General features: G+C 51.1%; 21 protein-coding genes and 1 riboswitch. Of the genes, 2 read left to right on the top strand and 19 right to left on the bottom strand.

What is annotated here, in order from left to right; genetic code table 11:
- Positions 1 to 13: 13 nt before the first annotated feature.
- The 19 genes from hisG to ACNA6I_RS17265 form a co-directional block, all read right to left on the bottom strand.
- Positions 14 to 637, bottom strand: a complete 624-nt coding sequence (gene hisG, locus ACNA6I_RS17355; protein ID WP_048013425.1) for an ATP phosphoribosyltransferase — start codon at positions 635 to 637, stop codon at positions 14 to 16.
- Positions 634 to 1,821 (bottom strand): ATP phosphoribosyltransferase regulatory subunit, encoded by a 1,188-nt coding sequence (locus ACNA6I_RS17350; protein WP_416313849.1) that lies wholly within the window; start codon positions 1,819 to 1,821, stop codon positions 634 to 636. Before ACNA6I_RS17350 ends, hisG begins: the two co-directional genes overlap by 4 nt.
- A 68-nt stretch (positions 1,822 to 1,889) precedes the next feature.
- Positions 1,890 to 2,063: a hypothetical protein gene (locus ACNA6I_RS17345; RefSeq protein WP_370297038.1), complete on the bottom strand. Its 174-nt coding sequence runs from the start codon at positions 2,061 to 2,063 to the stop codon at positions 1,890 to 1,892.
- A 76-nt stretch (positions 2,064 to 2,139) separates the two neighbouring features.
- Entirely contained in the window at positions 2,140 to 2,685 is a 546-nt protein-coding gene (locus ACNA6I_RS17340; RefSeq protein WP_416313848.1) for an acyltransferase, read from the bottom strand.
- On the bottom strand, positions 2,685 to 3,329 hold the full coding sequence (ppaX, locus tag ACNA6I_RS17335) for a pyrophosphatase PpaX (protein ID WP_416313847.1): 645 nt from the start codon (positions 3,327 to 3,329) through the stop codon (positions 2,685 to 2,687). The genes ACNA6I_RS17340 and ppaX overlap by 1 nt, the downstream gene beginning before the upstream one ends.
- The gene (locus ACNA6I_RS17330) at positions 3,301 to 4,263 is read right to left on the bottom strand and encodes a nucleoside recognition domain-containing protein (RefSeq protein WP_252265157.1); all 963 of its coding nucleotides are present in this window, start codon (positions 4,261 to 4,263) and stop codon (positions 3,301 to 3,303) included. The genes ppaX and ACNA6I_RS17330 overlap by 29 nt, the downstream gene beginning before the upstream one ends.
- Positions 4,264 to 4,277: 14 nt before the next feature.
- Positions 4,278 to 5,111: a prolipoprotein diacylglyceryl transferase gene (lgt, locus tag ACNA6I_RS17325; protein ID WP_048006691.1), complete on the bottom strand. Its 834-nt coding sequence runs from the start codon at positions 5,109 to 5,111 to the stop codon at positions 4,278 to 4,280.
- Between the two features lie 39 nt (positions 5,112 to 5,150).
- The gene (gene hprK / locus ACNA6I_RS17320; protein WP_048006690.1) at positions 5,151 to 6,089 is read right to left on the bottom strand and encodes an HPr(Ser) kinase/phosphatase; all 939 of its coding nucleotides are present in this window, start codon (positions 6,087 to 6,089) and stop codon (positions 5,151 to 5,153) included.
- Between the two features lie 129 nt (positions 6,090 to 6,218).
- A complete protein-coding gene (locus tag ACNA6I_RS17315; RefSeq protein ID WP_048006689.1) occupies positions 6,219 to 6,569 on the bottom strand; it encodes a phage holin family protein in 351 nt (116 codons plus the stop codon).
- Positions 6,569 to 6,772 carry a PspC domain-containing protein gene (locus tag ACNA6I_RS17310; protein ID WP_048006688.1) on the bottom strand — a complete coding sequence of 68 codons (204 nt, stop codon included), beginning with the start codon at positions 6,770 to 6,772 and terminating at the stop codon, positions 6,569 to 6,571. Before ACNA6I_RS17310 ends, ACNA6I_RS17315 begins: the two co-directional genes overlap by 1 nt.
- Positions 6,773 to 6,787: 15 nt before the next feature.
- Positions 6,788 to 7,927: a DUF4097 family beta strand repeat-containing protein gene (locus ACNA6I_RS17305; RefSeq protein ID WP_416313846.1), complete on the bottom strand. Its 1,140-nt coding sequence runs from the start codon at positions 7,925 to 7,927 to the stop codon at positions 6,788 to 6,790.
- A gap of 210 nt (positions 7,928 to 8,137) precedes the next feature.
- Complete coding sequence (uvrA, locus tag ACNA6I_RS17300; protein ID WP_416313845.1) at positions 8,138 to 11,011, bottom strand: excinuclease ABC subunit UvrA; 2,874 nt, start codon at positions 11,009 to 11,011, stop codon at positions 8,138 to 8,140.
- 7 nt (positions 11,012 to 11,018) lie between these two features.
- Positions 11,019 to 13,001, bottom strand: a complete 1,983-nt coding sequence (uvrB, locus tag ACNA6I_RS17295) for an excinuclease ABC subunit UvrB (RefSeq protein WP_148796339.1) — start codon at positions 12,999 to 13,001, stop codon at positions 11,019 to 11,021.
- A gap of 389 nt (positions 13,002 to 13,390) precedes the next feature.
- Positions 13,391 to 13,621: a CsbA family protein gene (locus ACNA6I_RS17290; RefSeq protein ID WP_048006684.1), complete on the bottom strand. Its 231-nt coding sequence runs from the start codon at positions 13,619 to 13,621 to the stop codon at positions 13,391 to 13,393.
- Positions 13,622 to 13,688: 67 nt separating this feature from the next.
- On the bottom strand, positions 13,689 to 14,327 hold the full coding sequence (locus ACNA6I_RS17285) for an HD domain-containing protein (protein WP_048006683.1): 639 nt from the start codon (positions 14,325 to 14,327) through the stop codon (positions 13,689 to 13,691).
- 142 nt (positions 14,328 to 14,469) lie between these two features.
- Positions 14,470 to 15,645 carry a phosphoglycerate dehydrogenase gene (locus tag ACNA6I_RS17280; protein WP_048006682.1) on the bottom strand — a complete coding sequence of 392 codons (1,176 nt, stop codon included), beginning with the start codon at positions 15,643 to 15,645 and terminating at the stop codon, positions 14,470 to 14,472.
- Positions 15,632 to 16,720: a 3-phosphoserine/phosphohydroxythreonine transaminase gene (gene serC, locus ACNA6I_RS17275; RefSeq protein WP_416313844.1), complete on the bottom strand. Its 1,089-nt coding sequence runs from the start codon at positions 16,718 to 16,720 to the stop codon at positions 15,632 to 15,634. Before serC ends, ACNA6I_RS17280 begins: the two co-directional genes overlap by 14 nt.
- Positions 16,721 to 16,913: 193 nt before the next feature.
- Positions 16,914 to 18,236 (bottom strand): TrkH family potassium uptake protein, encoded by a 1,323-nt coding sequence (locus ACNA6I_RS17270; RefSeq protein ID WP_048006680.1) that lies wholly within the window; start codon positions 18,234 to 18,236, stop codon positions 16,914 to 16,916.
- A gap of 2 nt (positions 18,237 to 18,238) precedes the next feature.
- On the bottom strand, positions 18,239 to 18,895 hold the full coding sequence (locus ACNA6I_RS17265) for a potassium channel family protein (RefSeq protein WP_048006679.1): 657 nt from the start codon (positions 18,893 to 18,895) through the stop codon (positions 18,239 to 18,241).
- Between the two features lie 163 nt (positions 18,896 to 19,058).
- A riboswitch (cyclic di-AMP (ydaO/yuaA leader) is annotated at positions 19,059 to 19,189 on the bottom strand.
- A 192-nt stretch (positions 19,190 to 19,381) separates the two neighbouring features.
- On the opposite strand from ACNA6I_RS17265, the gene ACNA6I_RS17260 reads away from it, so the two are divergent.
- Positions 19,382 to 20,218 (top strand): DUF1206 domain-containing protein, encoded by an 837-nt coding sequence (locus ACNA6I_RS17260; protein ID WP_416313843.1) that lies wholly within the window; start codon positions 19,382 to 19,384, stop codon positions 20,216 to 20,218.
- A gap of 55 nt (positions 20,219 to 20,273) precedes the next feature.
- Positions 20,274 to 21,491, top strand: a complete 1,218-nt coding sequence (locus ACNA6I_RS17255; protein WP_416313842.1) for a dicarboxylate/amino acid:cation symporter — start codon at positions 20,274 to 20,276, stop codon at positions 21,489 to 21,491.
- The last annotated feature ends 1,046 nt before the right edge of the window (positions 21,492 to 22,537 follow it).

The following is a 22,537-nucleotide window of genomic DNA, read 5'->3' as shown; positions in this document are numbered from 1 at the left end:
CCCCTTCCCGATTTCATTCCCCGATCACCTTTGATAATCGGTCCACAAGGTCTTCTATTTTCTCGTCCTTCATCCGGTAGCTCACCGGATTGACGATCAGTCTCGATGTGATATCCACAATCGTTTCGAACTCCACAAGTCCATTTTCTTTCAAGGTCCTGCCCGTGGAGACGATATCCACGATGCGGTCGGCCAGTCCGATGAGCGGTGCGAGCTCGATGGAACCATTCAGCTTGATGATTTCCACCTGCTCCCCTTGTTCACGGAAGTAGGATGAGGCAACATTCGGATATTTTGTCGCGATTTTTGGTGCCACATCGCTCATCTTCGTATCAGGCAGTCCCGCGACGGCCAGATAGCAGTCGCTGATTCGGAGGTCGAGGAGCTCGTATACATCCCGTTCTTCCTCCAGCATCACATCCTTGCCTGCAATCCCGAGGTCTGCTACACCGTGTTCGACATAAGTTGGTACATCCATCGGCTTGGCGAGGATGAATCGGAGATCTTCTGCCGGCACCTCGATGATCAGCTTCCGTGAATCATCGAATTCCGGCGGCAGATCGTATCCGGCTCTCCTCAACAGCTCTACGGCCTCTTCAAAAATTCTACCTTTCGGCATGGCAATGGTCAGACTCATCGGATGCCACCACCTTTCCCGCCGGCTCCGATACAGTAATGAACCGAGTTGAATAGTTTCGTATACTCATCCACGTCACTCACGCCACGCAGGCTCTGCAGGACGACGGATCGTCCTTCATCCCTCAGCTCATGGGCGAGTCCGAACGCTTCCTTCCTGCGCTCATCACTGTACAGGATGCATTCCTGCTCCGGACGCTCCAGGCTCACCTGAAGGGCCTCCAGTACGTAATCGAGGCGGAGTCCGAAGCCCGTCGCCCCTGAATCCTTCCCAAATTTCTCAAGAAGCTTATTGTAGCGGCCTCCATTCCCGATGGCGAAGCCGACGTTCTCACCGTACACCTCGAACAGGATGCCGGAATAGTAGCTCATATGACTTATCAGGCTGAGGTCGAATTTGATATGATCCTCCACGCCGTGATCTTTCAAGATCTCCCACAGCTCACGGAGCTCATCCAATGCTTCCCTTCCTTTGCTGCCTTCAAGGAGTGCTTCCGCTTCTTCGAGGACACCGTCTGCTCCCCTCAGATTCAAGAATCCCTTCAGGCGTTCCTTATCAATGGAAGACAGGGAGAGGTCTTCCACGTGTCGGCGATACCCGACATAGTTCTTCTCATAAAGGAAACGGCGCAGGATATCGGCCCGCTCGTCCGTTCCCACGATTCCTTTGAACAATTCCTGGACGAAACCGATGTGACCGACCGAGACTTTGAAATGCTTCAGCCCCGCTTCCCTCAAGGTTTCGACCATCAGGGCGATCACTTCCCCGTCTGCACTGACGGACGGATCACCGATGCACTCGATTCCCACCTGTTCAAATTCCGCCGGCCTGCCGCCTTCTCGCTGCTGGGCCCGGAACACGCTGTCGGAATAAGCGAGCCTCAGCGGCGCCTCGTCCTTCAACAGTTTGGATGCCGCGATCCTTGCGATGGGAGCCGTCATATCCGGACGCAGGACGAGGGTATGACCCTGCTGGTCCAGGAGCTTGAACAATTGTTGATCAAGGATGGCAGAAGCATCCCCGACCGTTTCGTGGTATTCCAGGGTCGGTGTCTCGATGAAGCGATAACCCCAACGCGACATTTCCGCCACCATCCTGCTTTTCGTACGGTCTTTCACCTCATATAAATCAGGGAATGTATCTCTCATCCCCAATGGTTTTTCGAACATGAATAGCTTTGTCATACGAACCACCTTTTGAACGTAGTATCTGATCTTTTCCCTTAATTGAACTTTCTCAATCCTTTAGTTCGCTAATATACTAATAAAATAAAGTTACATGTAGTGTAGCGCTTCTTACCGATTCCGTCAACCGATTTGAAGCTGATTCCGGCAAGGATTTTCATTACCGACTTCCGTTCGTGAGGAGCGGGAACTGGATACTCCCATTCTTGCCAGAACAGATGACCGTATTTCATTCGTTTCAACAGATACCCTACTCCTTCTATCGGTCCCTGAGCTCACCCCCACCATCTACATGATCAAAAAAAACCGGAAAGGACATCAGTCCCTTCCGGTTTTGGAGGTTCCATAAATCTCGTCGTCATTCCAGCGATCGGCGAGTTCTTCTTTTGTATAGATGATGCGCATGGGGTTTCCTCCGACGAAGGCACCCGGGGGCACATCTTTATGCACGAGGGTACCGGCAGACACGATGGCTCCGTCCCCGATGGTGACACCGGGGAGGATCGTCGTGTTTGCTCCGATCATGACCTCGGAACCGATCTCAACGTTCCCCAACCGGTACTCCTTGATCAAATACTCGTGGGCAAGGATGGTCGTGTTATAGCCGATGACCGTATTCCGGCCGACGGAGATCTTCTCCGGGAACATGACGTCCAGCATGACCATCAGGGCGAAAGACGTCTGCTCCCCGATCTCCATCTTGAGGAACGTGCGGTAAAGCCGGTTCTTCAAGGCGAGGAACGGGGTGTACCGCGCTGCCTGTATGACAAGGAAGTTCTTCACCACTTTGGTGAAGGGGACGGTTTTGTACACATGCCATAGGGAGTTCGCTCCCTCGACCGGGTACCTTGTCGTCCGTCTCATCACTCTGCCCCTACGATCGCCAGGATGTCCTTCATCGTATCGAGCATGAAGTCTGGTTCATACTGCTCCAGATGGGTTTTGCCTTTCGCACTCCAAGCCACCCCTGCAGACAGCACTCCCGCGTTCCGTCCACCAAGGATATCATGGTGGTTGTCACCGACCATGAGCGCTTCCTCAGGTTTGGATCCGAGCGCCTCCAATGCTTTTTGGACAGGTTCCGGATGCGGCTTCGGATGCTCCACTTCATCAAGGCTGATGATAACATCAAAGTATGTTTTCAGCCCCATGAGCTCCAGACCGCGGATAACCATCATACGCGACTTCGTGGAGACGATGGCAAGCTTGTAGCCCTTTTCATGAAGGGTTTCGATCGTTTCCGTGACCCCTTCGAATTCCGTTACGAGTTCATCGTGGTGCGCCCGGTTGTGCTCCCGGTAGTGGGCACACATGTCATCACATTTTTCCGGATTCAATTTTCCGAATGATTCTTGAAGGGGCGGCCCCATGAACGGGAGGACACTCTCGCGATCATAATCACCCGGGTAAAAGTGATTCAAGGTGTGGAGGAACGAAGAGATGATCAGTTCGTTTGTATCGATCAGTGTTCCGTCCAGGTCAAACAGTATGGTTGTAATCTTCCTCATATTGACGCTCCTTTTCTTTCTTCACATCGACTTTTCGCCAGAAGTAGGCGATTGTCACCGTAAGCAGGATGGCCGTGGTGAGTCGTATGGCCAGCAGCGGCCACACCGGGATTCCAAGAGGGATGAAGATCAACGTATCCTCTACCACTGCATGGCAGGCAACAAGGAAGATGAAGGCAAGGGTCACATCCCGCTTGCTTACACCTTCTTCTTTCACCGCCTGGATCATGACCCCTGCCCCGTAGGCAAGACCCACGACCAGACCCGTCACCATGGTGGAGGACGTGTTGGCATTCATACCGAGGGCACGGGTGACAGGCGCCATCCATCTCGAGAAAACATCCATCCACTTGAGATCCTTCATGATCTGGATGATCATCATGAGGGGAATGACGATGATGGCGAGCTGAATCACCCCATATCCCGCTTTTTGCAGTCCAAGGAGGATGATTTGTCCCCAGCCATCAGGGTCAGCCTGCTCCGCAGGAATCATTCCGTACTGGGCAAGCTCTGCTCCGCCATCCCATACAAGGTTGATGACAATGGCAGACAAGAGGGCAAGGCCGATCCTGACGAGCAGGATCAGCCAGATCTTCACGCCAACTTTGGAAGCCACAGTGGATTCGATGAATAGATTATGGGAGAAAGACAGCATGACGGCAATGATGAACACTTCCTTCACCGTCAGGTCCAGGGAAAGGATTCCCCCGATTCCTGCGTAGAGGTTCAGGAAATTCCCCAGAACCAATGGAATCGCCGCGTCCCCAGAAAGGCCGAGGACCTTCATGAATGGAGCGATCCTGTCCATGACCCACGGCAGGACAGGGGTGTACTGGAGAATGAAGACGAGAAGCGTGATCGGGAAGATCACCTTCCCGAGGGACCAGGTCGTTTTCAAGCCGACGAGGCCGCCAGTTCTGATCGATCCGAGCATGCTATCTTCCCCCTTTAACTTTTTGCGTTTTCTTTCTCTTCGTAGTAGTGATTGGCGAGACCTGTTTTCCTTCTATAGATCATCGTCACGATTGCTACAACGATCAGAGCGATGGAAATGACCTGTGCAAATCTGAAGTCTCCAAGCATCAAGCTGTCCGTACGCATGCCTTCAACGAAGAAACGACCGATCGAATATCCGATTACATACGTCAGGAACAATTCTCCCCTTCTCAGTGATTTCACCTTCCGGCGGATGATCAACAAAAGGATGAGGACGACAACATTCCAGAGTGATTCATACAAGAATGTAGGGTGATAGTAGGATCCGTCGATATACATCTGATCAATGATGAATCTCGGCAGATGCAGATTCTCAAGGAACTGACGTGATACTTCACGGCCGTGGGCTTCCTGATTGATGAAGTTCCCCCAGCGTCCGATTGCCTGGCCGACGATCAGACTCGGAGCCGCAATGTCGGCGAGCTTCCAGAAGGAAAGTCCCTTCACCTTGGCAAATATGATGGTCGTGAGTACGGAGCCGATCAGGGCTCCATGGATAGCGATCCCGCCGTTCCAGATTTTGATGATGTCCTCTGGATGGTCGGCATAATAGTTATTCCACTCGAATGCTACATAGTAAATGCGGGCAGAGATGATGGCGATGGGGATCGCCCATACGAGCAGATCGATGAATGTATCAGGGTGAAGTCCCTGGCGTTTGCTTTCGCGGATGACCATATACATCCCGAGTGCGATGCCAAGGCCGATGATGACCCCATACCAATGGACCGAGATGGGACCGAGCTGAAAGGCAATGGGATCGATCGGCGTGATTGTCTCGTTCATAGTTTTTCTCCTTCGTCAACGGGCCCGTGACCCGGTTTTTCAATCCATGTCGTCATGGTCGCCGTCTTCGATGACATCTGATAGACGATTGGTGAATTGCTCGGCTGCGTTCACACCCATCCGCTTCAAACGGAAGTTCATGGCGGCCACTTCGATGATGACGGCCAGATTTCGTCCTGGTCGTACAGGCACCGTCAGCTTCGTGATTTCCGTGTCGATGATTTTCATTTTCTCTTCGTCAAGACCGAGGCGGTCATACTGCTTCGCTTTATCCCAAAGCTCGAGATTGATGCAAAGGGTGATGCGCTTATGACTTCTCACGGCTCCCGCACCGAACAGGGTCATGACGTTGATGATGCCAAGACCACGGATCTCAAGGAGATGCTCGATGAGATCAGGGGAATTCCCGATGAGGGTATCCATATCTTCCTGTCTGATTTCCACACAGTCATCGGCAACAAGGCGGTGGCCGCGTTTCACAAGTTCGAGTGCGGTTTCACTTTTACCGACGCCGCTTTTACCGGTGATGAGTACGCCGACTCCATAGATATCGACAAGGACCCCGTGGATCGCCGTTGTCGGTGCCAGCTTGCTTTCCAGGTAGTTCGTGAGATGCGAAGAAAATCTCGTCGTCTTCATGGGTGATCTCATGACCGGAACATCATAGCGATTGGCCGCTTCGATCAATTCAGGGGGTACTTCCAGTTCCCTAGAGATGATGATGCCTGGGGTGATATCGGTACAGAGGGATTCGAGCCTTCTTTTCCGCTCTGCGTCGTCTAGCAAGTCAAGGAACGTGATTTCCGTCTTCCCAAGGAGCTGAATCCGCTCTGCAGGATAATAGTTGAAATAACCGGCGATTTCAAGGCCGGGTCTTGAAATATCACTCATCGTGATCGGTCTATGTAATCCTTCTTCTCCACCTACAAGCTCAAGATGGAACTTATCCATGATGTCTTTTGTGCGCACTTTTGCCACTCTTTACTCCTCCTTCAACTTGCTGTACCTCTAACCTATTTTAGCAATTATGTGGAAAAGCGCAAGGTAATGGTAAGCATGCAAAAAAGCGGCCCGTGCCTGATGATGGCACGGGCCACTTACTTATGCTTATCGTTTCGGTTCGAATACCGCTTTTTGAATGATCAGGTTGCACACGGATAGAATGATGCTCGCCACGAGGGCCATTCCGAATCCTGAAATTTCAAAGCTGCTTCCCATGATCTTATCCGTCAGCATCAAGGTGATGGCATTGATGACAAACAGGAATAGTCCGAGGGAAAGAATCGTAACCGGCAGCGTCAGGATGATCAAGATCGGCCTGACAAGCACATTCAAGAATGACAGGATGATGCTCGCCAAGATGGCGGCTCCGATCCCCGTCACCTGGAATCCTTCAAAAAAACCGGCTAATGCAATAAAGATGACTGCATTAATAAGTATACCTATAATCCACCTCATTATCTGATGGAATCCTCCTCATTTGGCAGTACAAAGGCAAGTAGGGCATACACCACGATCAGGGGGAAGAAGCCCGTCGGGATCAAAAGCAGGATGAAGGCCACCCTCAGGATGATGGGGTCGATCCCCACCGTCCTCGACAAGCCCCCGAGCACCCCTGCCAGCTTTCTATCAGACCTTGTTCGTGCCAATGTTTTCTTCATGTTGATACCCTCTTTCTAGTTCGTCTCTTTGTTGCTATTAACATTCTTCGATTCGTACTTTTTTATGAGCACGGAACCGGTTTTTGTTTCAGCAAAGAGATGAAGCTTATCCGGAGAGGCAGTTTTACGAGAGAAGCGGATCGATTTCTGCACCACTTCATTTTTTTCTTCCAATACATCGATACCCTCAAGTTCCATTTTGAAACCACCGAGATTCGATTTCGCTTCACCGGATATGTTGATGTTCTCCGGTACGTAGAAGTCGACGCTTCCCGTCACGGTCTTCGCATGGACGGTATCGGCTTTCTCACCCGTCAGGGAGCAGACGATGTTCCCATTCAATGACTGGGCATCCGTATGAAGGATATCACCTTCGACGAGGACCTTCCCGTTGATGGACTCTGCTTCCACATGCTCGGCTGAGACACGGGTGAGGGTGATGGCTCCGTTGGAGGTTTCCACATCGGCCCTCTTCGCCTTCAATCCCTCGACGATGATCTTACCGTTTGCCGCCTTTGCCTTCAGATCTTCCACTTCCAGGTTGTTTGCGTTCAGCCCTCCGTTAAACAGTCGGACAGAGATCTTTTTATACTGATGTTCGGGCACATAGAATTTCGCATTCACCTTCATCCATTTGGACTGGGTGCCAAAATAAAGCGTATCACCGTCAATGGAGAAGGAAGAGGTATCATGGAACTGCTTAAGGCCTTCTTCCCGGTCTTCTGTCCGATATACCTTTGCGTCGCATTCCACCCGGACCTCCCCACCGCTCCAAGGATGGATCTCGACCTTGCCGTTCGCCACATCAATATCGATCTTATCAAAGGATACCTCGGGCTGCTGGAACACATGGGACACTTCGACCGATTGACTCCATTGGAAATCGAAATCGAAGTTTTTAATCTTATTGAGGGCCGTATTCATGAAATCAACGACTTTATCCTTGGAATTAGACGAACCGGATGTTGTCGACTTTTGCTTGTGGTTATCGTCCGGATCCTGGAAGATCGAAACAAATTCATCCACGAAGCTTTTCTCCTTCGGTTTCGGTTCTTCCGATTTCTTTTCCAGTGCTTCCAAAAGGGCCACGGCTTCCTGAGCAGAAATCGTTCCGTTCTCCAACATATCCAAAATACGTTTACGCTCTTCATTCATACCCGTTCAACTCCCATTTTCAGATTATCTGAGTACTATCATGAATATAACCGACGAGGCAAAGTTATACCTGATCCGTCATTCATTGCTTCTATAGTATGTACGTTTTAAGCGCCCAAAGGTTTCATTCCCGTAAAAAAATATCATCACTGTCCCATACCCTCCTGACAAAAAAATAAAACGGAGGCGCACCGGGCACCTCCGCTTCTATCAGTTCGTCACGCCTTCTTTTTCCCTGACTTTCCATTTCATCCGTTCGCGCTCACGCTCGAGGACAGGTTTCAAGTATTTACCTGTATACGACCCCTTCGCTTCGGCCACCTTCTCAGGAGTTCCGGTAGCAACGATCGTGCCTCCTTTATCTCCCCCTTCAGGACCAAGGTCGACAAGATAGTCGGCGGCTTTGATGACATCGAGGTTGTGTTCGATGACAAGGACCGTGTCTCCGTTTTCCACAAGACGCTGAAGGACGACAAGGAGACGTGAAATATCATCCACATGCAAGCCCGTCGTCGGCTCGTCGAGGATATACAGGGAGCGGCCCGTCGAGCGGCGATGAAGCTCGGATGCAAGCTTCACGCGCTGCGCTTCCCCTCCGGAAAGGGTCGTGGCAGGCTGTCCGAGGGTGATGTAGCCGAGGCCGACATCATAGATGGTCTGAAGCTTCCTTCTGATCTTCGGAATGTTTTCGAAGAACTGCAGGGAGTCCTCCACCGTCATCTCAAGGACATCGGCGATATTTTTATCTTTGTATTTCACTTCGAGGGTTTCACGGTTATATCGTTTTCCGTGGCAAACCTCACAAGGGACGTAAACATCAGGAAGGAAATGCATCTCGATCTTGATGATCCCGTCACCGCGGCAGGCTTCACAGCGACCGCCCTTCACGTTGAAGCTGAAGCGGCCTTTTTTATAACCGCGCACTTTCGCTTCATTCGTGGTAGCGAATACGTCACGGATATCATCGAATACCCCCGTATAGGTCGCTGGATTCGATCGAGGCGTACGGCCGATCGGGGATTGGTCGATGTCGATGACCTTATCGAGATGCTCGATCCCCTTGATTTCTTTATGAATCCCAGGCTTCGACTTGGCGTTATGAAGCTTCTGGGCAAGGGATTTGTGGAGGATCTCATTGATAAGGGTACTCTTACCCGAACCCGAGACGCCAGTCACCGCCATGAACAGACCGAGGGGCAGCTTCACTTTTACGTTATTCAAGTTGTTCTGCTTCGCTCCGAGGATCTCCAGATAACGGCCGTCCGGTTTGCGTCTTTCCTGCGGAAGCGGGATGAATTTCTTCCCTGACAGGTATTGTCCGGTCAAAGATTTGTCATCATCCATGACTTCCTGAGGGGTTCCGGCCGAGATGATCTCTCCCCCGTGGGCCCCTGCACCAGGACCGATATCGACGAGATAGTCGGCGGCCATCATCGTGTCTTCATCATGCTCGACGACGATGAGGGTGTTTCCGATATCCCTCATATTCTTGAGGGTATCGATGAGCCTGTCATTATCGCGCTGATGAAGTCCGATCGACGGCTCATCGAGGATATAGAGGACGCCAGTCAGACGCGAACCGATCTGGGTCGCAAGCCTGATCCTCTGTGCTTCCCCGCCTGACAGTGTACCGGCAGCCCGACTGAGGGTCAGGTATTCAAGCCCGACGTTCACGAGGAAACCGAGACGCTCGCGGATTTCCCTCAGGATAAGTCTCGCGATCTGCATATCTTTCTCCGAAAGTTCCAGCGCATCAAAGAATTGATCTGCTTCCTGGATCGAGAAGGCCGTTACCTGACCGATATGAAGGGAATCGACCTTCACGGCGAGGGACTCTTCCTTGAGCCTGTGACCATCGCAGCTCGGACAGTTTTGTGTAGCCATGTATTTCTCCATCTGCTCACGCACGTAATCGGAGCTTGTCTCGCGGTAACGTCTCTCCACGTTCGCCATGACGCCTTCGAACCGAAGGTAATTCTCCCTGACTTGACCGAAGTCATTCTCATAGCGGAAATAGATCTCGTCTTTTCCGCTCCCGTGAAGGATTTTGTCCATATCGTGCTTCGGCAGGTTCTTCACCGGTACATCCATGGGGATCCCGTAATGATCACAAACCGCCTTCAACAGGGAAGGGTAATACTGTGAACTTGTCGGCTCCCACGGAGCGATGGCATGCTCATCAAGGGTCTTATCCCAGTTCGGGATCACAAGCTCTTTATCGACTTCGAGTTTCGTTCCAAGACCGTCGCATGTCGGACATGCCCCGAACGGACTGTTGAATGAGAACATCCTCGGTTCGAGCTCTGAAATCGAGAATCCGCAGTACGGGCACGCATGATGCTCGCTGAACAGAAGCTCCTCTTCCCCGATCACATCGATGATCACCTGACCGTCGGAAAGGCGCAGTGCTGATTCAAGGGAGTCCGATAGGCGGGCCGCCACGCCCTCTTTTACCACGACGCGGTCGATGATGACTTCGATGGTGTGCTTTTTATTTTTCTCAAGGGTGATTTCTTCGCCGAGGTCTTCCACCTCTCCGTCGATCCGCACCCTTACGTATCCCTGCTTCTTGATATCCTCAAGGGTCTTCGCATGAGTTCCCTTGCGGCCCGATACAACGGGAGCAAGCACCTGTAGCTTCGTGCGTTCCGGATACTCAAGGATGCGGTCCACCATCTGTTCGATCGTTTGTGAAGTAATTTCGATTCCATGATTCGGACAGATCGGCTTCCCTACCCTTGCATACAGGAGTCGGAGATAATCATAGATCTCGGTTACGGTCCCTACTGTGGAACGGGGATTCCGGCTCGTCGTCTTCTGATCGATGGAAATCGCCGGTGACAGCCCTTCAATGGCATCCACATCCGGCTTATCCATTTGACCGAGGAACTGCCTGGCATAGGCAGACAGGGACTCCACGTAACGCCTTTGACCTTCCGCATAGATCGTGTCGAAGGCAAGGGATGATTTCCCTGAACCCGAAAGGCCGGTCAATACGACCAGCTTATCCCTCGGGATGGTGATATCTATATTTTTAAGATTATGAGCGCGAGCTCCTTGTACAATAATATTTTCCTGCGCCATAAGTCGTTCATCCTTCCGCTTTCAGCTCGAGAATGGTATCGCGAAGCTGGGCTGCCCGTTCGAAATCGAGGGCTTTGGCCGCTTCCTTCATTTCCCCTTCTAGGCTGGCAATAAGTTTTTGTCTCTCCGGTTTGGACAGTTTCGACACATTTGTGCGACCTCCGTCCATCTCCTCTGTATCCTCCACTTCGCGAGTGGCCTTGATGGCATCACGGATTTCCTTCTGGATCGTCGTCGGGGTGATGCCGTGCTTCTCGTTGTATTCTTCCTGGATTTCCCGGCGACGCTTCGTCTCGCTGATCGCCTTCTCCATGGAATCGGTCATCTTATCTGCATACATGATGACTTTCCCTTCGCTGTTACGGGCCGCACGTCCGATGGTCTGGATCAAGGATCGTTCGGACCGGAGGAAACCTTCCTTATCGGCGTCGAGTATCGTCACCAAGGACACTTCAGGTATATCCAGCCCCTCCCTTAGGAGGTTGATCCCGATGAGAACATCATATTTTCCGAGGCGGAGATCACGGATGATCTCGATCCGCTCCAGGGTCTTGATCTCGGAATGCAGGTATTGGACCTTGATGCCGATTTCCTTCAGATAGGCACTGAGGTCCTCGGACATCTTCTTCGTGAGGGTGGTGACAAGGACACGTTCGTCCTTTTCCACCCGTTCATTGATTTCACCGATAAGGTCATCGATCTGCCCTTCGATGGGACGCACTTCGATAATCGGATCAAGCAGACCCGTCGGACGGATGATCTGCTCGACCATTTCCGGACTGTGCTCAAGCTCATAAGGACCCGGCGTCGCAGACACGTAAAGAAGCTGATTCGTCTTCCCTTCGAACTCATCGAACTTCAACGGACGGTTATCCATGGCGGATGGCAGGCGGAATCCGTGGTCCACGAGCACTTTTTTACGCGCCTGGTCCCCGTTGAACATACCGCGGACCTGCGGAAGCGTCACATGGGACTCATCGATGACGATGAGGAAGTCTTCCGGGAAGTAATCCATCAGGGTGTAAGGCGTAGAGCCGGGCGGTCTCAGCGTAAGATGACGGGAATAGTTCTCGATTCCTGAACAGAAGCCCATCTCCCTCATCATCTCAAGGTCATATCGGGTCCGCTGCTCCAGACGCTGTGCTTCGAGGAGCTTATCTTCCTCCCTCATGACCTTGAGCTGTTCTTCAAGCTCCTTCTCGATGTTTTCGATGGCCACCTTCATCTTCTCTTCGCGGGTGACGAAGTGGGAAGCCGGGAAAATCGCGACATGATCGCGGTCACCCATGATTTCCCCCGTGAGGGCATCGACTTCACGGATCCGGTCGATTTCATCACCGAAAAACTCGACCCTCATGCAGTGTTCATCCCGTGATGCCGGGAAGATTTCCACCACGTCACCGCGGACCCTGAACGTCCCGCGCTGAAAGTCGATATCATTTCGTTCATATTGTATATCCACAAGCTTCCTCAAAAGCTGATTACGTTCAATTTCCATCCCAACGCGCAGGGACAGGACAAGCTCCCTGTATTCTTCCGGATTACCCAACCCGTAGATACAGGATACACTTGCGATGATAATGACATCCTTCCGTTCAAACAGTGCGGAGGTGGCAGAGTGGCGAAGCTTATCGATCTCATCATTGATGCTCGCATCCTTCTCGATGAACGTATCGGTCTGAGGGACATATGCCTCCGGCTGGTAGTAATCGTAGTAACTTACGAAGTACTCTACGGCATTGTCGGGAAAGAATTCCTTGAACTCGCTGTAGAGCTGTCCGGCCAGCGTTTTATTGTGGGCAATGATAAGAGTGGGCTTCTCCACTTCCTTGATGACATTGGAAACGGTGAACGTCTTTCCCGTTCCCGTCGCCCCGAGGAGCGTCTGGTGGCGTTTGCCTTCCTTGATGCCCTCTACCAGCTTCTTGATTGCCAGGGGCTGGTCCCCTTCAGGTTTGTATTTAGACTTTAGCTCGAATTGATCTTTCACCGTGAAACCTCCTATAGGTAAGGAACAGTATGTTCTATGCTTGTCTATACCCATCCCTTGCACTGTCCATTCGTCTCTTCCCATTTTACCACAATCGGTCGGAATTTAACCATCAATAAGCGAACAAAAGTTCGTTTTTATTCCACAGGACGCCTTAAACTGTGGACAATCTCCGGTTCGACAATCTTCCTGCTGGCAATCGACAGCATTCGACGACTTTTACACACACCTTGTGGATATATCTGTTGATAACCACTATGGTGCTGTGGAAAAGAAGACCCTTTACCCACAATTCGTCAAAATTCTTGTGTACTTTAAAATTGAGAACGCATACAAACTGTGCATAACTCAAGAAAACAAAAAAAGCACTCCCTACTGGGAATGCCCGGTTATTCACTTTTTCGCCCTTTTCCCTTCATCCGCCCGCTGTACCAAAAACCCGCTGTCAAACTGGCTGCGTCGATCACGATCAGCAGAATGGAGTCCGTATATCCTTTGGAAACGGAAGCGGCGATCAGTGCCACGGTCAAGAGAAGTCCGATATATCGATTATAGGTCACCCTCGAAAAGAATACGACGAGGAGGCCGGGCAGGAAGGCTGCCAGAATGATCTTGGACACATTCAACTCTCCTTAAAGAAGGAATATCAATTAGTTTAACGGATATTCCCTCTTCTGGAAAGAGGCATCAGACCCCTGATGACAGAATCCGTTCCGTCCTCTCTTTCAATTCACTGTGGGGGATGAATTTCTCGGCCAGCATGTCCGGCAAGACGTACTCAAGGAAGTATTTCACACTCGCAAGCTCCTTGAATTTAATGATCGTCGAAAGGGCTTCCTGATAGATCTCCATAAAAAGCGGCTCCGGATTCCCTTTTTGGATCTCGCCGAACGATTCATACAGAAGATCAACTTTGTCGGCTACGGATAAAATCCTGCCTTCCAGTGTCTCGTCCTTCCCTTCTTTGAAGCGATTCCTGTATACATCATGGAATTGCGGAGGGAATTCTGTTGTGATGAACTTTTTCACCATCTGATCCTCCACCTGGCTGAACAGTTCCCTGAGTTCCTTCGACGCATATTTCACAGGCGTCTTGATGTCCCCGGTGAAAAGCTCTGCATAATCATGATTCAACGCCTTTTCATACAGGGACTTCCAATCGACATCCTGTCCCTCTTGTTCTTCCACGGTTCCGAGAAATTGTGCAATCTTCGTCACCTTGAAAGAGTGGCTGGCCACATTGTGCTGATGATATTTGAACCGACCTGGACAACGGATGAGCGTCTCGAGGTCTGATAGACTTTTAAAGTAGTGATGGATCCCCATTTCGATTCTCCTCTCTAAGGCATACTATGATGTGCCGGATGTATTGCCAATGGCAGAAGCCCTTTGCCATAGACTTCCCCGCTTACCTGAATATAAACAAATCCCCCCTGCACGGTGCAAGGGAGGATTTGTGGGGTCTATATTAAATCAATCTGACCGATACGACCCCATCGATGCCTTCAATCTTCTGTTTCAGTCCCGCCTGCTCTTCTTCGGTCAGGACGTGATCAAGATCGATCATCGTGTAGGCCCATGTGGCTTTGCTTCGATTGATCATGTCGGCAATATTGACAGCGAAGCCGGAGAGGGCCGTCGTGATCTGCCCCACCATGTTCGGGATATTCTGATGCATGACGGTGAGCCTCATCTTTCCGCTGTACGGAAGCTCGACATCAGGCAGATTCACGGCATGCTTGATGTTCCCTGTTTCCAGATAGGTCTTCAACTGCTTCGTCGCCATGACGGCACAGTTTTCTTCGGACTCCACGGTCGAAGCGCCCAGGTGGGGTACGGGGACGACATTCTTCATGGAAAGGACCCGGGAATTCGGGAAGTCGGTCACATACTTACTTACCGTTCCGGACTCGAGAGCCTGCCCGAGGGTACTCTCATCCACCAGCTCACCACGTGAGAAGTTCAGGATGGTCATTCCTTGTTTCATCTTGTTGAAGCTCGATTCGTTCACGAGGCGATTTGTCTTATCAGTCAACGGGATATGAAGGGTGACGAAATCGCATTCCGCCCATACTTCATCGATGTGCATGGCACGATTGACGTCGCGCGAAAGCCTCCAGGCCGCATCCACCGAAATGAACGGATCATACGCAACCACGTCCATCCCAAGGGCGAGTGCATCGTTGGCCACAAGGACACCGATGGCCCCAAGACCGACGACGCCCAGCTTCTTGCCTTTGATTTCACTTCCTACAAACTCCTTCTTCTTCGCTTCCACGACAGCTGCCACATCATCCCCATGTTCCTGAAGGGTTTTTGCCCATCCCACCGCCGAAAAAAGATTCCTCGAAGAAGCAATGAGATTGGCAAGAACGAGTTCCTTCACGGCATTGGCATTGGCACCAGGCGTATTGAATACGACAATCCCTTTTTCCGTACACTCGTCAATGGGGATATTATTCACTCCGGCACCGGCCCTCGCAATGGCTTTCACAGATTGTGGAAACTCGAAGTCATGGAGATTCTTGGATCTGACAAGAATTCCATCGGGATCACCGCTTCCGTTCAGATAATAATTCAAATCTTCTTCAATAAGGGACAACCCCCGTTGGCTGATGGCATTGAATGTATTAATGGTCAACATGTGATGTTCCTCCTTGGTCTGCTTCGAATTCTTTCATGAAATCCACCAATGCCCTGACTCCTTCAAGGGGCATGGCGTTATAGAGGCTCGCCCGCATGCCGCCAACGGAACGATGTCCCTTCAGGAACTCGAACCCGCGTTCTTTCGCTTGTTCCAGGAAGAGCTTGTTCCGTTCATCACTGTCTGTGGTGAACGGGATGTTCATCAGTGAGCGGCTTGCTTCAGGTACAGGATTGGAGAACAGGCTTGATTCGTCGATACAGCTATATAGCAGCCCCGCTTTCTCCCGGTTGAGTGCCTCCATACCTGCCACCCCGCCGTTTTCCTTCACCCACTCAAGAACGAGCTTAAGCACATAGATAGCGAAGGTAGGAGGCGTATTGAACATGGATCCGTTCTTCACGTACGTTTCATAATTCAACATGGTCGGGCATGTGTCCGGTGCTTTCCCGATGAAATCTCTGCGGACGATCGCAACGGTGACACCCGATGGACCAAGGTTCTTCTGGGCCCCGGCATAAATCAGGCCGAACGAAGACACATCGATCGGTTCCGACAGGATATGGGATGACATATCCGCCACGAGGGGAATGCCGCCTGTTTCGGGATAAGTGGCGTACCTTGTCCCTTCTATTGTATTGTTGGACGTGATGTGGACGTACGCTGCATCAGGAGAGAAATCTTCTTTTGTATACGCAGGGATATCTTCCGGTGACTCAATTTGATGGATGCTTCCGAGTTTTCCCGCTTCCTTGACCGCTTTCTTCGACCAGCTTCCCGTCACGATATAGTCAGCGACACCATGTTCAGCAAGAAGATTCATCGGGACCATGGAAAACTGCAGAGAAGCGCCTCCCTGAAGGAAAAGGACTTCATACTCTTCAGGGATGGTCATAAGCTCCCTCAGCAGGGCTTCTGCCCCCTCGATGACTTCTTCGAACGGACCGGAACGATGGCTCAATTCCATGATAGACATGCCCGTCCCGTCGTAGTTCAATAATTCCTGTTGCACTTTTTCCAATACTGGACGGGGAAGAACGGCTGGACCTGCAGAAAAATTGAACACTTGCTTCAACAAAAACACCACCTACACAATCGTTCAGAATTTTTCCAAAGTATATGAAGAAACATGACATTCGTCAACAACCCTGACGAACGAAGAAAACGCTTACGAAGTAAGATTTTAAGAGATAGCGCAAAAATTGCGGGGTTCTTATTGTTTTTGGAATAATCACTCAAACACAAAAAATAAGGCAGCAATAGCTGCCTTATCCTGTAAGGATATCTTCTTTCGGGTATCGGATTTTCTCTTTACCCGGTCGCGAGAGGGAGTATGCGAGGGTCAACGGACCCATTTTCCCTGCGAACATGACGAAGATGATGACCCACTTCCCGACGGTACTTAACTCCGGACTGAAATTCATGGATAAGCCGACGGTGCCGAATGCCGATACCACTTCGAATAATAGCGTGAGGAAATCCGCTCCTTTTTCCGAGATGGTAAGGATGAATAAGGCCCCTACAACCAAAAGGACGCTAAGGGTGGATATCGCCAGGGATTTCAGGATGACCGTTTGATCAATGGAGCGCCGGAAGATCTTGACTTCTTTTTTATCCCTCAAGAAGGCACCTACCGCGAGAAGGATCATGAGGAATGTCGTAAGCTTGATCCCCCCACCTGTGGATGCACTTCCTGCCCCGATGAACATGAGAAGGACCGTAAAGAAAAGAGTCGGACTTTCCATCTCACCATAATCAAGCGTATTGAACCCTGCGGTCCTCGGTGTCACGGCCTGAAAGTAGGAAGCCAATCCTTTGTCACCGAGAGAAAGAGGTCCCAGTGTACCCGGGTTGTTATACTCCAGGACGAAGATGATGATCGTTGCTACCACATTGATCAAAAGCGTACCCAGGATCATGATCTTCGAGTGGAGGGACAGCTTCTTAAACGCACGTGATTTCCACCCGTCCACCAAGACGGTGAATCCTATCCCACCGATGATGAAAAGGAAGGATAGAGTGAAGGTGATGACCGGATTCCCCACAAATCGCATCATGTTGTCGGGCCACAAACCGAATCCGGCGTTATTAAAAGCGGAAACAGAATGGAAAAGGCTATAAAACAAGCCTTCTGACCACCCGTATCGGGGCACCCATTGAGTGGCAAGGAAGGTCATTCCGATCCCCTCCACCAGCAATGAAAAGGTGAAAAGGTATTTCACGAGCATGATCACCCCGCCCACAGAGGTCTGATTCAACGACTGTTGCAGCAACAGCCGTTCCTTGAATCCGATCTTCTTCCCGAGCATCATGACGATCAGGACAGCGAACGACATGATGCCCAGCCCTCCAAGCTGGATCAGACACATGACGACAATCTGACCGAAAATGGTGTAGACGGAACCGGTATCGACAACGGCAAGCCCCGTCACGGTCATGGCTGAGGTTGTCGTAAAAAGGGCTTCGAGCCACGTGATCGGCTCTGTCGTCGAGATGGGAAGCTTCAAGAGAGCCATACCCACCATGATGAAAAAGGCAAAGACTGCCACCAGCAGCTGCGGTGGACTTAAATGGATGACCCTGTACTTCATGGTTATACCCCTTCTTTTTCAAATCGATTGATATCGCGATTATGGCCGATCACAATCAACAGATCTCCCAGTTCAACCGTATCGTCTGCACTCGGTGAGACAATGACCTCATCCCCGCGATGGATGGCAATGATATTGCATCCATACCGCGCACGGACGTCAAGATCCATGAGCGTACGGTTCGCAACTTTGGACGAAGCCCTGACCTCTACGATGCTATGCTCCTTTGAAAGTTCGATGTAGTCGATGATTTTCTCCGATGTCATATGATGAGCGATTTTTTTCGCCATGTCCCGTTCAGGATGGATGACCTTGTCGGCACCGATCCTTTCAAGCACCTTTTGATGGTACGCATTCGACGCCTTCACCCAGACCTCCTTGACACCCAGCTCTTTCAGAAGCAGTGTCGTCAGGATGCTCGCCTCCACGCTTTCTCCGAATGATACGATCACGTGATCGAAATTACGGAGGCCGAGGGATCTCAATACGGACTCATCCATGGCATTGGCCTGGACGGCGTGAGTCGCCACATCCGCGTAGCGCTGAACCACCTCTTCGTGCAGATCGATTGCCAGCACCTCTGTATCAAGCCTGCTCAATTCCTCCACCAGGTTCCCCCCGAATTTTCCAAGACCGATAACGGCGAATTGCTTTTTCATGATGTACTCCTCCAACTGACTTTACTGATATTTTCGTATCTTTTGTTGTTTTCCACTTGTTCATTCATCTTCCATGATGAATCATGCTGATTCATTAAATGAAGGCACAAAAAAGACCGCAGGAACTAAGCCTGTGGCCATCGTCTATACGATTCCAAGGTTCATTCACTCCCATTTACGCTTACGAGGTTAGCTGACGGATTCGGGCCATGGAAGCAGCCCTACCTTAAAAAGGATTCACCCCTAATGAACTCGGGTCCCCCGCTTCTTTGCAGAATTAAGCGATGATATGATATAAAGCAACCAGCTTTGATGATAGATATATTACTCCTAGACACATTCGTTGTCTATAACTATTTTAGCCTTTTTTTCGCGGGGAATGAGAAATGGATGAACCACCATCATTTACTTGCTCCGTCCATGGTTTCGAACCCTGCGTTTAGGGAATATTGCTTATAAAATGCAAACTGAAGGGAAGAAGTAGCCATGGCTGACATTACATCGGTCCTGCCTTCCGGTAAGGACAACTCAAAGGATATCAAACCATGGATCAGGGGGTTCGCCCGCATAGGATTCATATCAAGGGGACTCGTCTACATGCTGATTGGCGCCCTGGCCGTCATGGCAGCTTTCGGAGTGGGCGGAAGCACATCTGACTCGAACGGCGCATTCGCAGCCATTGCATCCAAGCCTTTCGGTGAGGTATTATTATGGATCGTCGGCATCGGACTTCTCGGCGTGGTCATCTGGAGCTTAATCCAAGCCATTACCGATCCTGAATACCACGGAGATCAGGGGAAATCCATCGTACGGAGGATTACCCACATCTTTACGGGTGCAGCTTACGGGATCCTCGGCTTCAATGCCATTGCCATCGCCCTTCACGCCAAAGGCGGCTCGAGTTCTGAGCAGACCATGTCTGCAAAGCTCCTTTCCCAGCCTTTCGGTCAATGGATTGTCGGCATCATCGGGCTGGCTATCATCGGATTCGCGCTTCACGAGCTTTACTCGGCTTATACAGAAAAATTCGCGAAGCAATTCAAGAAAGGAAGCATGTCAAAGCACGAGTGGAAGTTCAGTAAAAGGACCGGAAAAATCGGTCTCACTGCCCGAGGCATCGTATTCCTTCTCGTAGGATACTTCTTCATCCGGACCGCCATCACGGCTGACCCCGATAAAACCAAGGGATTGGACGGGGCACTATCCGAAATTGCCCAGCAGCCTTTCGGACAATGGCTACTGGCCATCGTGGCGGCCGGCCTGTTCCTCTACGGGGTCTTTGAGATCCTCCGAGGGAAGAATCGACATTTAAGCATATTCTAAGCCCCTCTCCGGGCTTTTTTATATGATGACAATCGTAAGAAAAGAGGGACCAACTATGAAGTCATTATGGACGAAATACAAAAGCATATCCCTGATCACGAAAATCACCGTTGCCCTGGTCCTTGGGGTCATCGCAGGGGTAATCTTCGGAGAGCGTGCCGCCTCCATATCCATCCTGGGGGACATCCTCATCCATCTCCTGTCGTTCCTGATCATCCCCCTTATCCTCTTCACACTCATGACAGGTGTGAACCAAACGAGCATCAAGGAACTTGGGAAGACGGGGAGCAAAGTGTTCCTCTACTACGTTCTTTCATCCGCTTTCGCCATCATCGTGGGGTTAGCCGTCGCGAGCATATTCCAACCCGGGACCGGAATGGAGCTCGATCAATCTCAGTCATTCGACGTTCCCGATGACCCCGGCTTGAAGAGCGTATTCCTGTCGATCATTCCCGACAATATCATAAAGGCCTTTACCGAGCTGAACCTGTTGGGGATCATCTTCACCGCCATCGTATTCGGGACCGCCATCTCCTATTTGCGTTCCACGAAAGAATACGGCGAACTGGGTGAACACGTCTTTAAAGTCATTGAGGGACTCAATGAAGCAAGCCTCGCCATCATGAAGGCGATCCTGCACTATCTCCCAATCGGCATTTTCGCCATCATGGCCAAAACGGTGGGAGAACAGGGGGCGGGTACACTCCTGTCCCTCGGGAATATGATCATGGTCCTTTATATCGCACTCATCGTCCAGCTGCTTCTCTACACCGTTGCCATGGTCATGGTCAAGATCAACCCCCTTTCGTTTTATTCAAAGGCACGAACTCCCATGATCACGGCCTTCGTGACACAGAGCAGCACCGGCACCCTGCCTTTATCCCTTCAAGCCGCCAGGGAAATGGGGATCCCGAAGAGCCTCTACGGGTTGAGTCTCCCCCTTGGTGCAACAATTAACATGGACGGGGCCGCCATCCGGATTGCCGTATCCGCCGTGTTCGCCGCAAATGTCGTCGGAGATCCGTTGAGCCTGACGGATATGGCCCTTGTGGTAGTGGTCGGAACGCTCGCATCCATTGGAACGGCAGGCGTCCCGGGAGCCGGCATCCTCATGATCGCCACCGTCTTCACCCAAATCGGCCTTCCCATGGAAGCCGTTGCCCTCCTGACCGCCATCGACGCCCTTGTCGGCATGGGCTGCACGGCCATCAACATCACAGGTGACCTCGCAGGAACGTCGATTATTCATCGGCTGAGCAGTAGAAAGAAATGAAATAGGGTAAAAGGCTGTCGTGGTGAGCGACAGCCTTTTTGGTGGGGAAAAAGTACGGGTATATGGGTGAATGGCTGAGAAAGCTGAAATCTATTTCAAAGTAACCAGAGCTGATTGGTTTATCGGGGAAACACTCTTCGTTACCCAAACCGGTTTCCTTCATGATAGTGTGCTTGGGTATGGGACCGTTCCTTTCCGCTGCAATTCACTCTTTGGTTCGAGATGAGGTGAGTTTTTATTACTTCTGCACAGTTATCAGAGCTGATTGGTTTTTCGGGGGGACACTGGCCGTTACCTAAACCGGTTTCCTTCATGATAGTGTGCTGAGGTTTGGGACCGTTCCTTTCCGCTGCAGACGCCTGCTTTCCTGCGGGAAGGGCGTCAAGCCTCCTCGTGCCTGCGGGGTCTTGCCACTCCTTCTTTTCCGCTGGAGTCAGGCGCCTTCCACTTCAATCCACTCTTTGGTTCGGGATTAGAGATAAAGGAACCTTAGACTGGTGGGTTTATAGTGAGGAATAAGTCTTTCTCATACGATTTGGGGAAGGATGAGGAAACTTCATGGTATCCCCATCACATAGTGCAGCGATACGAAACGGTCCTCTCTTTTCACTCCACCCTCTACCTACTGGATGGGAATGAAGATAGTCCTGTCACCAACTCCCTTAAGTAGAGAACTCCAACTGACTACCACCACACAGTGCAGTGCAGCGGAGGGAGAACGACTCCAGCGGGAAATAGCGGGCAGGGTGAGACCCCGCAAGTATGAGGAGGCTCACCGCACGCCCCGTGGAAAGCGGGCTCCCGCAGCGAAACGGAACGGTATCCTCTTTTCACCCCACCCCTTAATATTGGGACGGGGAATGGATGATAGCCCCATCCTATCCGCTAACAGCAGAGAATCGGATTTTACATATAACCACAAAGTGCAGTGCAGCGGAGGGCGGCCGGACTCCTACGGGAATAGCGAGGTAGATGAGACCCTGCAGGCGCAATGCACTGGACCCAAATTATTGGACACCCACTTTTTGATTCATTCGTTGTGTGTA

Origin of the sequence: Rossellomorea sp. FS2, assembly GCF_047915635.1 — a bacterium.
GTDB classification, from domain to species: domain Bacteria; phylum Bacillota; class Bacilli; order Bacillales; family Bacillaceae_B; genus Rossellomorea; species Rossellomorea marisflavi_A.
This window is presented reverse-complemented; position numbering and strand designations above follow the sequence as displayed.